Source organism: Polynucleobacter sp. AP-Ainpum-60-G11 (assembly GCF_018688375.1).
Taxonomy (GTDB): Bacteria; Pseudomonadota; Gammaproteobacteria; order Burkholderiales; family Burkholderiaceae; genus Polynucleobacter.
The window spans coordinates 19,770-31,709 of record NZ_CP061318.1 but is presented as its reverse complement, the minus strand read 5'-3'; the positions used below and the strand labels follow the sequence as shown (position 1 = coordinate 31,709).

Below are 11,940 nucleotides of genomic sequence, written 5' to 3'. Positions count from 1 at the left end.
GTAGCGAAAAATAGTTTTAGCGCTTGCATCGATAAATTCATTGCCCGCTTCCCGACAAATGGATTTACTGCTTAGGCATTGAGTCGGGCTGCGACTCGTCTGCTTTGCCTTGTTTTTCTAGACGAGTTTTTTCTGCCTCAGAAATAATATCGAAGTAGGCGTAAACATCTTTTACACCGTCGGCATTGCTAGCCACTTTTTTTGCAATCGCCGCTTCATTCTGCGTCAAAATACCCATCAAATAAACGCTAGCACCTTCAGCAACAATGGCCATTGAATTCGATGGCAACTTATCTGTGAAGATCATTTGTGTTTTGATTTTAGATTCGAGGAAAGAATCATTAGCACGAGCTGTATAGGTACTGTTTGGTCCAATGGTCAATTCATTAAAAACAGATCGTACGTTTTTCATAGCCTTCACAAAAGCACCGGCCTGGCCTTTAATGTCTGCATCTTTCGCTTCGCCAGTTAATAACACCTTTTGATTGAATGATGTCACGTTGATGTGCGCGTTATCGCCATAGCGCTTAGCCAAAGCATTTCCAGCCTCCAGCTCAATGCCCTTATCAATTGCCTGTACAGCCGGGGTGCGTCGATCGGCCATGACACTTGCGCCCGCCACAACACCACCGACAGCCAATACACCACATCCAGATAAGAATGATGAAATCAAAATCGCTGCAAATAGTTTGATGGTGAGTGTATTTCTCATGTGCGAACTTTCTAATTAGTAAGGCTATTAATCTAGCAACAGATGGTCAACGCCATCACATAATGCGTGAAGCAAAACTAAATGGGTTTCTTGAATACGGGCAGTGCGAGTGGAGGGTGCACATAGATGAATATCATTCGCATCTAATAAGCTAGCAATCTTTCCACCGCCATTGCCTGTGAGAGCAATAATCTTGATATCTAATTTTTTTGCAGCCTCAATTGCCTTCACTACGTTTTTTGAATTTCCTGAAGTGGAGATACCAATTAAGATGTCACCTTTTTTTCCAAGGCCGCGAACTTGTTTACTAAAGATCTCGTCGTAGCTGTAGTCATTTCCCACTGCGGTCAAAATTGAAGTATCAGTTGTCAATGCAATCGCAGCTAATTCTTGTCGCTCTCTTTCGAAGCGCCCAATAAGCTCTGCAGCAAAATGTTGTGCATCGGCAGCAGATCCGCCATTGCCGCAAGCCATTACCTTTCCTCCGGCGCGCAAACAGTTTGTCATGGCGACTATGCCGCGAGCAATTTGTTCAGGTAATATTTTTTCAGCCTCTTGCTTTACAGCAATGCTGTCTAAGAAATGTTGGGATGCGCGAGCGCGCAAACGTTCGAGAGTATCTTTATCCATCGCATTATTATGCGCCAAAGTGCAAGCGAATTGTCTAGCTTGTCACTGATTTCAAAAGAGTCGTATTCTCTTAGTTATTCATATCTTTTGCGCAAGTGATTGCCCCCATGGAACTAAGCTCCCTTGATTTTTTAAAACAACAGGATTTGCCTGCTGGAGCCTTGTATATGATTGCCACCCCAATTGGTAACTTGGGAGATATCACTTTGCGAGCACTACATGTGCTTAATTCAGTAGACGGCATTGCCTGTGAAGACACCAGACATAGCGCGCCCTTGCTTCAACACTTTGGCATTCATAAAAAATGCGTGGCATTGCACGAGCACAACGAACTTGCAGGCGCACAAATTGTTATTCAGCATCTGGCTCAAAACGAACGTTGGGCTTACATCTCAGATGCAGGTACCCCGGGCGTTTCAGATCCAGGCGCACGACTAGTAAGCGCCGTTCAAAAAGCAGGCTTTCGAATTATTCCGATTCCTGGAGCTAGCGCAGTGTCCTCCGCCATTTCTGCCAGTGGTTCAGTGATGCTGCCATCAGAAGGGCGCTTTCAGTTTCTTGGCTTCTGGCCAAATAAAACCAAAGAGCGCGGTGTACTTATTCAAGATATTCGAAGTAATTCCAAAACGAGCATCTTTTTTGAATCGCCCCATCAAATACGCGAAACACTGCTGTCACTGAGCAAAGAGTTAGAGCCGGAACGGCAGGTGCTAGTAGGTAGAGAGCTCACCAAAAAATTTGAGCAGCTAGTCACTCTTACTGCGGCAGATATTCCAGGGTGGCTTGAAAATGCAGAAAGCCTCAAAGGTGAATTTATTATTTTGGTTGCTGGTCGGCAAGCCAATGCCGATGAGGCTCCGGAACATTCTGCGTTGTTGCTCTGGGCCAATGCATTGAGCCCTTATTTAGGTAGCAAAGAAATTGCTGCTGTACTTGCACAAGCACTGGGGCTGAGCAAGAAAGAGGCTTACCAAGTAGCTTTAGATGCCAAGAGCCAAAATGCTGGGCAATAAAAAACTGGCCTGTAGCCAGCTTTTTCTAATGCGCTCAGAATTATTTAGCGGCAGGGGCTTTAGGTTCTGGCAACTTGCCGCCAGCAGAGTTTGCCAAGTAAACAACCGCGCGACCCAACTCATAATCACTAATATCCGCTGGACTTGCGCCACCGCGCGCAGGCATTGCACCTTTGCCCTTGAGCACTGAAGTCAACAATCCATCGTAACCTTTACCAAGACGAGCACTCCAAGCGGCAGTGTCACCAAATTTCGGCGCACCTGCTGCACCACTTGCATGACAAGAAGCACAAACTGTTTTATATACCTGCTCACCGGTTTGCAGTTCACGTGGTGCGCTAGCATCTTTGAAATTCAATTGGGCAACAGGCTTAATCAGCACCTCAGCGGAAGCTTCGGGGTCCGTGCGCTTGCCATTGTTTACAAACACCATTAGTAACAAAATAATAATCAGGGGCACAAAAAAACTGGCAAACACCATGATGATCAGTTGTTTAGGGGACTTAATTAGGCTGCCGTGCGCTTCGCTCATAGGACTTTTATCGTTTGACGGGTTTAAGGGTTACTTTGCCGTGATTATAACGAGACCGTGGGGGATATAGGCACTTACAATAGCGTAGTTAGCGAATTTCCTACTGGCGCCCGTAGCTCAGTGGATAGAGTATTGGCCTCCGAAGCCAAGGGTCGCAGGTTCGATTCCTGCCGGGCGCACCAAAACAGGGGGTTTTTTGACCTATATCATGCGTAAATTCGTGAAAAAGGCTATCATTTGCACCTAACTTATTGATTCTTATCATGTCAAATCATCTAAATTCTGCACTCTCCGAACCATCTATGGCCAATCCTTTGGCTCCTGATCTTCCGTTGCCACACCGAAAAGTTATTCGTAGCTGGCTGATCCCTATGGCTCAAGGAGAAACAGCAAAAGCAATCGCGCTTCTCGCATTTGATGCCGTTTTATGGCTCGCCTGTATTGCCGGCACTATTTTTGTTGAAAGCATCCTGATCAAAATTATCTTGGGCTTGGTTGCCGGATTTGTTACTGGCCGCATCTTTATCTTGGGTCACGATGCCTGCCACCAGAGCTATACCCCGCACCGCGAACTCAATAAGGTTCTGGGTCGCATTGCCTTCTTACCGTCCTTAACCCCATATAGCTTATGGGATGTAGGCCACAACGTGGTTCATCATGGTCAAACCAACCTCAAGGGCTTTGACTTTGTTTGGGCCCCGCTTTCCAAGGCAGAGTTTGATGCTTTGCCAGCATGGCGCAAAGCCTTAGAGCGCCTGTACCGCAGCGGCTGGGGCCCTGTTTTCTACTACCTCATTGAAATCTGGTGGAGACGCGAGTACTTCCCCAACGCCAAGAACAAACCTGGCGATCGTCCCATTTTCCTTAAAGACAATTTACTGGTAACTGGTTTTGCCATCATCTGGATAGGCTGCCTGATTGCAGGAGCACTAGCAACGGGACAATCAGTTTGGCTTGGTTTAATTACTGGCTTTGCCGTCCCTTTCTTGTTCTGGAACGGCATGATTGGCTTTGTTGTCTATGTTCATCATACCCATCCAAAAGTCTCTTGGTATGACAAAAAATCTGAGTGGTTACGCGCCCAGCCTTTTGTATCGACCACAGTGCATTTAACGTTTAATTGGATTTGGGGCTCTTTAATGCACCACATCATGGAGCATACTGCCCACCATGTGGACATGAGCGTTCCCCTATACCGTCTCCAAGAGGCCCAAAATACCCTCGAAACCATCCTTCCAGAGCGTATTTTTGTACAAAAGTTCTCTTGGGCCTGGTATTTCGATACAGCTCGCAAATGCAAGCTGTATGACTTCGAAAACAAGGCTTGGCTCGATTTTGATGGCAATAAAACCGCTGAATCCGTTCGAGTTGTGCTGAGCCCAGCCCCAGCGGGACAAAACGGGTAAAATAGATCCTCTGTACAAGATTTGGCTTACCCGGATTGCCCATGACTACCTCGACTCCAGCTGCTCCCCAAGAAACCTCTCAGAGCCTTAAGTTTTGCTCTTCATGCAGTCGCGAAAAGCGTCTGGAAGGTGGCACCTGGATTCCGACAAGCAATCGCAAACAACGCTGGATTTGTGCAAGCTGTTTATATAACCGCACACACCGCACCGGTTCAGCAAAAACCTAATTTCTCAATTAGGCTTTACCAACTCCAGCTTGATCAATCCCCAACGTAGGGGTTTGTTTGTCGTTCTTTACCAAATGTGGACATAGGTCCATGACCAGGCACAAACTCCACATCATCGCCTAGCGGCCATAGCTTTGTCTTAATGGCATTTATTAAGTCGGCATGATTGCCACGAGGGAAATCCGTTCTTCCAATTGAGCCCGCAAAAAGCACGTCGCCCACCAAGGCCAAACGATCTTCTTTATCAAAGAACACAACATGTCCCGGTGTATGGCCCGGACAATGCAAAACTTCTAGGTCCACATTCCCCACTTGTACATGATCGCCATCCTCTAACCAGCGTGTAGGTAGAAATGCTTTTGCATGGCCAAAGCCAAAGCGTATAGTTTGCTCAGGCAATTGATCCAACCAAAACCGTTCATCAATTTGTGGGCCTTCAATAGGTACACCCAATTGATCAGATAAATCCTTGGCTGCAGCACAATGATCTAGATGGCCGTGGGTTAATAAAATCTTTTTAATCGTACCGCCTAGCTGCTTAACGCCATCCAAAATCTTATCTAGATCTCCACCAGGATCTACCACTGCTGCATCACCAGTTTCTTGGCAAACTAAGATAGAACAGTTTTGTTCGAATGGGGTAACGGGAACAATTCCTAATTTGATCGGCATAAATAAAAACGCATAAGTTAATCGGCCACTTGTTTATGGCAAAGAAGCTAGAATAGCTCTCACAGGATACACAATGAAAACACAAGATACATTTAAATTTGCAGAAACGCATGAGTGGGCTAGCATCGAAGATGATGAGCTAGTGTGGGTAGGCATTAGCAATCATGCACAAGAAGCTTTAGGTGATGTCATGTTTTTTCAAGCGCCCAAAATAGGGCAGCAAGTAAAGCCGGGCGAAGCTATTGCAGCAATCGAGTCTGTTAAAGCGGCGAGTGACATTCATGCACCTATTGGTGGCGAGATCATCGCTCTCAATGATGAGATGGATGCCAGCCCCGAGATTATCAATGAAAAACCTTATGCAGTTTGGCTGTTTAAAATTAAGCCAACATCGGTAGATTCTTTGACCTCCGATCTCAGTGCATTGCTGTCACTTGCGCAGTATGAATCAGGTCCTGGCGCCTAAATAGCAATTGGATCACGTTCTATCAGCCAACGAATACGGGATATCTTACTGATTCTTCCAGTTGAATCTTGGCGCAATTCTTGATCAATCATTTCAAGCGCCTCTTGCAGTGCCTTGCGGTTTGCGGACTCAATAAGTAATTGGGCACGCTCTGAGCCGGCAACTCGCATCACCGGCTTGGGTACGGGGTCGTAGACCTTTAACTCTTTAGTAATCATGCCCCTGTTTTTCATGCTTGCTTTTAGCTGATTTAAAAACTGAATCGCCTTATCGAGGCTTTTGCCTTCTGCGTGGATAAGGGCTTGATAAGAGTAGGGTGGCAGCTTTGCCTCTTCTCGCTCGCTCGCAGTAAACGCTAAAAAACCATCTACATCGTGCCTTAATAAATACTGGAATACAGGCGACTCTGGATATTGAGTTTCTATATAAATATCGCCGCCCGCTTCACCTTGCGTGCCAGACCTTCCTGCACGTCCAGCCACCTGCACTAACTGGGCAAATAATCTTTCTGCCGCCCTGAAGTCGGCTGAGTACAGTCGACTATCAGCATCTAATACTGCAACTAATCCTATGTTCTGATAGTCATGTCCTTTGGCAATCATTTGAGTACCAACAACAATGTCTACATTTCCCTCGTGTATCTCTTGAAATAGTGCTTCCGCGCCTTTGCTCTTTTTACTGGAGTCTGTGTCAACTCTGAGCACTCTTGCTTCTGGCCACATTGCCTCTATAGCATCTTCTAACTTTTGCGTGCCATGGCCCAAGGTTTTTAAATCTGCATTCCCGCAGTCTGAGCAAAACTGTGGAATCGACTTTACTAATCCGCAGTGGTGACAACTTAATACGGATCGCCTTCCTAAGGCGCCTGCCTTATGCATCACAGTATAGGTAGAGCACTGACTGCATTTTGATAACCAATTGCAGGCTGTGCAACTCAACACTGGAGCATATCCACGCCGATTAATCAGAATGAGGCTCTGCTTATTTTCTGCGAGTGATTTGCTAATCGCATTAGCCAGTGTTTTGGTGATGAGGCTTTTTTCCTTTGGCGCATTCTCATCGCCTGGGCTAAATTGATTTTGTGGATCTCGCGTATTAATGAGATGCACGCGTGGCAAGCTAGCTCCCTGCGCACGCTGATCAAGACGAATATATTCGTAACGACCTGACTGTGCTGCCAGCCAAGTTTCTAATGATGGTGTTGCTGAAGATAAGAGGATGGGAACTCTTTGATCATGGGCGCGCCAAATTGCCAAATCTCTTGCTGAGTAACGTATTCCATCTTGCTGCTTATAAGATGCGTCATGCTCCTCATCTACTACGATGGCACGTAAGTTTGGTATCGGCGTCAAAGCCGCCAACCTTGTTCCTAGAATAATTTGCGCACTGCCTGTCATTGCCTCATACCAGGCAATACCCCTTTTCTTTTCGCTGACACCGCTATGGAGTACAGCCATTTTTTTATCTGGGAAGTAAGCTCTTACGCGTCTTTCCAATTGTGGGGTTAAATTGATCTCCGGCACCAGCAAAAGTACTTGGGCGCTTTCATCACGCAGGATGCTTGCTAGCCAATTGAGAAAGACGGCAGTTTTTCCACTGCCTGTTTGACCTTGCAGTAGGACAGCTCTAAATTGATTTTTACTATTTTTGCTGCTTAGCAAATCTTGCAATGCATTTTTTTGATTCGGGTTTAATTGATCTTGCGTAATTAATCCCTCTTCGGGCTCATCAGCATTTTTCTTAATTTTCTTTTCAGCAGATTCCAATTTTTTGGGGATTTTTTCCCAGTTTTCTGCCTTCTTCCACATTTGTGGAATGACGGGCAATATGGTTTCGCCTAAAGCGTGGATGTAGTAATGACTTGCAAAATTCATCAGGCGCAACAGGGCCGGATCAAATGCAGGCAGTGGCGCAAGCTGCTCAACGGATTTAAGCTTTGCTAAATCATATTCGGAGTGATCACTTACTTTTATTACAATACCGACTACCCTAGATCCAGCAAAAGAGACTTCCACTACATTCCCAATTTCTGGTAGTTTGCCTAATTTTTCAGCATCCCATAGATAGTCAAAGCCTTGGGCTAATGGCTTATCTATTACTACCTGGACAACGATGGGCTGAGGCATTATTTATTGAATTTTTCTGTCTTACCCTGTGGATAAGTCTGTGGATATCATTGGCTTTTTTATATTTCTATAGTCATTCTATCGGACTGTTCTTTTGAATAGAAAAGTGGTAATTTAATAATCTATTATATAAATCAAAGGCTTATATCGATTACTAAAGGTGAAAGTTCATAATTCTTACGAATCTCACTGTATTTTTTATTTTGCACATTTCTGTGCATAACTTTTACCAAAATATTTGGCTAAGTTAGCAATTACTTGTGTTTATTGCTGTGCTCGCAGGGCTTTTGACCTAGATATCACCGTCTCAGAAAGTGCAGCTACGCTTTCTGGTGGGGTAAATTGATTGATACCATGACCAAGATTAAAGATGTGGCCATCCAGAGAATGCAAGCCCTGTTTTAGTGCGGGGGCGCCTGCCAAATCAGTCAAAAGCAAATCGGCAGCGGCCGAGATTTGCTTTGGCTCTGAAAACAAAATCAGCGGGTCTAAATTACCCTGCAGTGCCAGAGGCTTTTTAATATCCAACAGCTGCTTACGGGCACGACTTAAACGCATAGTCCAGTCGATTGCAATTACATCCGCGCCAATTTGCGCCATGTCATTCAACCAAATCCCGCCGCCTTTAGTAAACATAATGATTGGGATCTTGCGGCCCCCATGCTCACGCGGCAATAGTGCAATTACTTTTTGCATTGCTGCCAAAGACATGCGTTGATACCAGCCGTCGGGAAGCAGTCCTCCCCAGGTGTCAAAAATCATCAACGCTTGCGCGCCAGCGTTTACCTGCTCAATCAAATATGCGGCTACTGACTGTACGTTTATCTCCAGAATATGTTCTAGTAAATCTGGGCGACTAAACATCATCGTCTTGGCATGACGGAAATCATCAGAGCCAGAACCATCAATCATGTAGCAAGCTAATGTCCATGGGCTTCCGGAGAAGCCAATCAATGGAACGCGTTGCTTACCATCTTGAATAAGTGCTTTACGAATTTCAGACACAGCATCAAAAACATATTTGAGCTGATCCATATCCGCAACGCGTAATTTTTTCACCGCCTCTTCTGTACGAAGGGGATTATCAAAACTAGGCCCCTCGCCAGCAGTAAATTTCAAACCCAAGCCCATTGCATCGGGGATGGTCAAAATATCTGAAAATAAGATTGCTGCGTCTAATGGGTAACGATCCAAGGGTTGGAGCGTTACCTCGGTAGCATATGCAGGATTCTTTGCGAGCCCCAAAAAACTACCAGCCCTAGCTCGAGTAGCGTTATATTCTGGAAGGTAGCGACCCGCTTGGCGCATGAGCCAAAGCGGTGTTTGATCAACCGCTTCGCCCAAGCAGGCTTTTAAAAACCGGTCATTTAACAACAAGGAGATGGCCGGCTCTTACTTTTTACGACGGAAACGTGCAATTGCCGCAAGCTGTGCTGCCGCCATTGCAAATTCTGATTGAGCTAAAGCCATATCAAAGTCAGTACCACGATTTTGCATTGCTTCCTCAGCGCGTTTCTTAGCTTCGTTAGCTTTAGCTTCATCAAGGTCATGTCCACGAATAGCGGTATCTGCTAGTACGGTGACATGGTCAGGCTGCACTTCTAAATAGCCACCTGCTACGAATACAAACTCTTCATCACCATCAGCTTTTTCAATACGAACTGAACCTGGACGAATACGTGTAATCAAAGGTGTGTGGCCGCGCAAAATACCGAGCTCACCATTCTCACCGGGAAGCGCAACAAACTTGGCTTCACCGCTGAAAATAGATTGCTCAGAACTTACTACATCGACGCGTATGGTTGACATAATTTCCCTAGATGAGTTCGATTAAAGCTTCTTAGCTTTCTCGATGGCTTCATCAATTGAACCCACCATATAGAACGCTTGCTCTGGCAAGTGATCCAATTCACCGCTGCAAATCATTTTGAAACCACGGATAGTTTCTTTCAATGGAACGTATTTGCCTGGTGAACCAGTAAATACTTCAGCAACGTGGAAAGGCTGGGACAAGAAACGCTGAATCTTACGTGCACGTGACACAGCTAATTTGTCTTCTGGTGACAGCTCGTCCATACCCAAAATAGCAATAATGTCGCGCAACTCTTTGTAACGCTGTAATGTCATCTGAACTTCACGAGCTACTTCATAGTGCTCTTGACCAACCACCTGTGGATCAAGCTGACGGCTGGTTGAATCCAATGGATCAACCGCTGGGTAGATACCCAAAGCAGCAATATCACGTGACAACACAACTGTGGAGTCTAAGTGTAAGAAGGTTGTTGCTGGTGACGGATCGGTCAAGTCATCCGCAGGAACATAAACGGCCTGAATAGATGTAACGGAACCAGTCTTAGTTGATGTAATACGCTCTTGCAACTTACCCATTTCTTCAGCCAAAGTAGGTTGATAACCCACAGCTGAAGGCATACGACCTAACAACGCTGATACCTCAGTACCTGCGAGTGTGTAACGGTAGATGTTGTCAACGAAGAACAAAATGTCACGGCCTTCATCACGGAACGCTTCAGCCATCGTCAAACCAGTCAACGCAACGCGCAAACGGTTGCCTGGAGGCTCGTTCATCTGACCGAACACCATTGCCACTTTGTCGATAACGTTAGATTCTTTCATCTCGTGGTAGAAGTCATTACCTTCACGAGTACGCTCACCAACACCAGCAAACACAGATAAACCTGAGTGTTGCTTAGCGATGTTGTTAATCAATTCCATCATGTTTACGGTCTTACCAACACCCGCACCACCGAACAAGCCAACCTTACCGCCTTTTGCAAACGGGCAAACTAAGTCAATAACCTTAATACCGGTTTCTAACAAGTCAACGGAAGGAGAGAGTTCATCAAACTTTGGTGCTGGCTGGTGAATAGCGCGGCGCTCTTCAGTGGCAATAGGACCTGCATCATCAATTGGGCGTCCTAAAACGTCCATGATGCGTCCCAATGTTGCTGGGCCAACAGGAACAGAAATTGGACCGCCAGTAGATTTCACTTCCATACCACGACGCAAACCATCGCTTGCGCCCATGGCAATCGCGCGAACTACGCCGTCACCGATCTGTTGTTGTACCTCAAAGGTCAAACCTTTTTCAGCAAATGATTTTTCGCCGCTATCAACTAATGTCAACGCATCATAAATGTTTGGCATTTTGTCGCGTGGGAACTGAATGTCCACCACTGGACCGATACACTGCACGATATTTCCGTTACTCATCGCATTTCTCCGCTTTTAATTCCTGAATTCTTTCGTATTCCTAAACGCTGACCGCTTAAACAGCAGCCGCTCCGCCAACAATCTCTGACAACTCTTTTGTAATAGCAGCCTGTCGTGTTTTGTTGTATTCCAATTGCAATTCGCCGATTACATTCTTCGCATTATCTGAAGCGGCCTTCATAGAGACCATTCGCGCAGATTGCTCTGAAGCCATATTCTCAGCAACCGCTTGATAAATCATTGCTTCTACATAGCGCTTGAGCAGGCCATTCAAAATGGACTCTGCATCTGGTTCGTAGATGTAATCCCAAGAATTTCCCGCCTTCTCTTCTGGAGTTAATGCAGCCGACTCCAAAGGCAAGAGTTTTTCTAAAACAGGCTCTTGTTTCATTGCGTTTACAAAGCGGGTATATGCCAAGTAAACGGCATCAATTTCGCCGCGCTCAAACGCTTCCAATTGGGCAGTAATTGCGCCAATCAAAACATCCATATGTGGCGTATCGCCAATTTGAATTGTTTGAGAAATCAGTTTTGCTTTTGAGCGATTTAAAAACTGGAGGCCTTTAGAACCAATGGCAGTGTATTCAATGCCAATGTTGCTGCCTTCCATATCGCGCACTTGGTTTGCAATCAAACGCAGTACGTTGGTATTTAAACCACCGCATAAACCTTTGTCTGTTGTAACCAATATCGTGCCAATTTTCTTCACTTCGCGAGTTGCCATGTAAGCAGGGCGGAACTCAGGATTTGCTTTGGAAAGATTGGCAACAATCTCACGAATTTTTTCAGCATATGGACGCGCATTACGCATGCGCTCTTGGGCGCGGCGCATCTTGGATGCGGCGACCATTTCCATTGCCTTCGTGATCTTGCGCGTGTTTTGCACGCTCTTGATCTTAGATCGTATCTCTTTTGTGCTTGCCAT

13 protein-coding genes and 1 tRNA gene are annotated in these 11,940 nt (G+C 45.7%); 5 read left to right on the top strand and 9 right to left on the bottom strand.

What is annotated here, in order from left to right; translation table 11 throughout:
- Nucleotides 1-64 precede the first annotated feature (64 nt).
- Entirely contained in the window at nucleotides 65-712 is a 648-nt protein-coding gene (locus FD971_RS00170) for a BON domain-containing protein (protein WP_215334149.1), read from the bottom strand.
- 27 nt (nucleotides 713-739) lie between these two features.
- Nucleotides 740-1,342 carry a phosphoheptose isomerase gene (locus FD971_RS00165; RefSeq protein ID WP_215334148.1) on the bottom strand — a complete coding sequence of 201 codons (603 nt, stop codon included), beginning with the start codon at nucleotides 1,340-1,342 and terminating at the stop codon, nucleotides 740-742.
- Between the two features lie 107 nt (nucleotides 1,343-1,449).
- On the opposite strand from FD971_RS00165, the gene rsmI reads away from it, so the two are divergent.
- Nucleotides 1,450-2,355 carry a 16S rRNA (cytidine(1402)-2'-O)-methyltransferase gene (gene rsmI / locus FD971_RS00160; protein ID WP_215334147.1) on the top strand — a complete coding sequence of 302 codons (906 nt, stop codon included), beginning with the start codon at nucleotides 1,450-1,452 and terminating at the stop codon, nucleotides 2,353-2,355.
- 40 nt (nucleotides 2,356-2,395) lie between these two features.
- On the opposite strand, the gene FD971_RS00155 is transcribed toward rsmI, so the two are convergent.
- Nucleotides 2,396-2,887: a cytochrome c5 family protein gene (locus tag FD971_RS00155; RefSeq protein ID WP_215334146.1), complete on the bottom strand. Its 492-nt coding sequence runs from the start codon at nucleotides 2,885-2,887 to the stop codon at nucleotides 2,396-2,398.
- Between the two features lie 106 nt (nucleotides 2,888-2,993).
- Here FD971_RS00155 and FD971_RS00150 point away from each other — a divergent pair.
- From FD971_RS00150 to FD971_RS00140, 3 genes are all read left to right on the top strand, one after another.
- Nucleotides 2,994-3,069: transfer RNA gene (locus FD971_RS00150), tRNA-Arg, on the top strand.
- Nucleotides 3,070-3,150: 81 nt separating this feature from the next.
- Nucleotides 3,151-4,293, top strand: coding sequence for a fatty acid desaturase (locus tag FD971_RS00145; protein WP_251368632.1), 1,143 nt, complete (start codon nucleotides 3,151-3,153; stop codon nucleotides 4,291-4,293).
- 41 nt (nucleotides 4,294-4,334) lie between these two features.
- Nucleotides 4,335-4,520 (top strand): hypothetical protein, encoded by a 186-nt coding sequence (locus FD971_RS00140; RefSeq protein WP_088526654.1) that lies wholly within the window; start codon nucleotides 4,335-4,337, stop codon nucleotides 4,518-4,520.
- Nucleotides 4,521-4,553: 33 nt separating this feature from the next.
- Here FD971_RS00140 and FD971_RS00135 read toward each other — a convergent pair whose 3' ends face one another.
- Complete coding sequence (locus tag FD971_RS00135; RefSeq protein ID WP_371743042.1) at nucleotides 4,554-5,192, bottom strand: MBL fold metallo-hydrolase; 639 nt, start codon at nucleotides 5,190-5,192, stop codon at nucleotides 4,554-4,556.
- A 73-nt stretch (nucleotides 5,193-5,265) separates the two neighbouring features.
- On the opposite strand from FD971_RS00135, the gene gcvH reads away from it, so the two are divergent.
- Nucleotides 5,266-5,658 carry a glycine cleavage system protein GcvH gene (gene gcvH / locus FD971_RS00130; RefSeq protein ID WP_215334145.1) on the top strand — a complete coding sequence of 131 codons (393 nt, stop codon included), beginning with the start codon at nucleotides 5,266-5,268 and terminating at the stop codon, nucleotides 5,656-5,658.
- Here the strand turns inward: gcvH and priA are convergent.
- From priA to atpG, 5 genes are all read right to left on the bottom strand, one after another.
- Nucleotides 5,655-7,784 (bottom strand): primosomal protein N', encoded by a 2,130-nt coding sequence (priA, locus tag FD971_RS00125; RefSeq protein WP_215334144.1) that lies wholly within the window; start codon nucleotides 7,782-7,784, stop codon nucleotides 5,655-5,657. The genes gcvH and priA overlap by 4 nt on opposite strands.
- A gap of 264 nt (nucleotides 7,785-8,048) precedes the next feature.
- Nucleotides 8,049-9,167 carry a uroporphyrinogen decarboxylase gene (gene hemE / locus FD971_RS00120; RefSeq protein ID WP_215335050.1) on the bottom strand — a complete coding sequence of 373 codons (1,119 nt, stop codon included), beginning with the start codon at nucleotides 9,165-9,167 and terminating at the stop codon, nucleotides 8,049-8,051.
- Nucleotides 9,168-9,176: 9 nt separating this feature from the next.
- Nucleotides 9,177-9,593 (bottom strand): F0F1 ATP synthase subunit epsilon, encoded by a 417-nt coding sequence (locus FD971_RS00115; RefSeq protein WP_215334143.1) that lies wholly within the window; start codon nucleotides 9,591-9,593, stop codon nucleotides 9,177-9,179.
- A 21-nt stretch (nucleotides 9,594-9,614) separates the two neighbouring features.
- Nucleotides 9,615-11,015, bottom strand: coding sequence for a F0F1 ATP synthase subunit beta (gene atpD / locus FD971_RS00110; protein ID WP_015420207.1), 1,401 nt, complete (start codon nucleotides 11,013-11,015; stop codon nucleotides 9,615-9,617).
- Between the two features lie 55 nt (nucleotides 11,016-11,070).
- Nucleotides 11,071-11,940 (bottom strand): F0F1 ATP synthase subunit gamma, encoded by an 870-nt coding sequence (gene atpG, locus FD971_RS00105; RefSeq protein WP_215334142.1) that lies wholly within the window; start codon nucleotides 11,938-11,940, stop codon nucleotides 11,071-11,073.

Bases quoted from the DNA above. Each gene is read 5' to 3' on its own strand.
- priA (WP_215334144.1), bottom strand. From the start codon at position 7,784: ATGCCTCAGCCCATCGTTGTCCAGGTAGTAATAGATAAGCCATTAGCC.
- FD971_RS00115 (WP_215334143.1), bottom strand. From the start codon at position 9,593: ATGTCAACCATACGCGTCGATGTAGTAAGTTCTGAGCAATCTATTTTC.
- FD971_RS00165 (WP_215334148.1), bottom strand. From the start codon at position 1,342: ATGGATAAAGATACTCTCGAACGTTTGCGCGCTCGCGCATCCCAACAT.
- atpG (WP_215334142.1), bottom strand. From the start codon at position 11,940: ATGGCAAGCACAAAAGAGATACGATCTAAGATCAAGAGCGTGCAAAAC.
- FD971_RS00170 (WP_215334149.1), bottom strand. From the start codon at position 712: ATGAGAAATACACTCACCATCAAACTATTTGCAGCGATTTTGATTTCA.
- FD971_RS00135 (WP_371743042.1), bottom strand. From the start codon at position 5,192: ATGCCGATCAAATTAGGAATTGTTCCCGTTACCCCATTCGAACAAAAC.
- rsmI (WP_215334147.1), top strand. From the start codon at position 1,450: ATGGAACTAAGCTCCCTTGATTTTTTAAAACAACAGGATTTGCCTGCT.
- FD971_RS00145 (WP_251368632.1), top strand. From the start codon at position 3,151: ATGTCAAATCATCTAAATTCTGCACTCTCCGAACCATCTATGGCCAAT.
- FD971_RS00155 (WP_215334146.1), bottom strand. From the start codon at position 2,887: ATGAGCGAAGCGCACGGCAGCCTAATTAAGTCCCCTAAACAACTGATC.
- atpD (WP_015420207.1), bottom strand. From the start codon at position 11,015: ATGAGTAACGGAAATATCGTGCAGTGTATCGGTCCAGTGGTGGACATT.
- FD971_RS00140 (WP_088526654.1), top strand. From the start codon at position 4,335: ATGACTACCTCGACTCCAGCTGCTCCCCAAGAAACCTCTCAGAGCCTT.
- gcvH (WP_215334145.1), top strand. From the start codon at position 5,266: ATGAAAACACAAGATACATTTAAATTTGCAGAAACGCATGAGTGGGCT.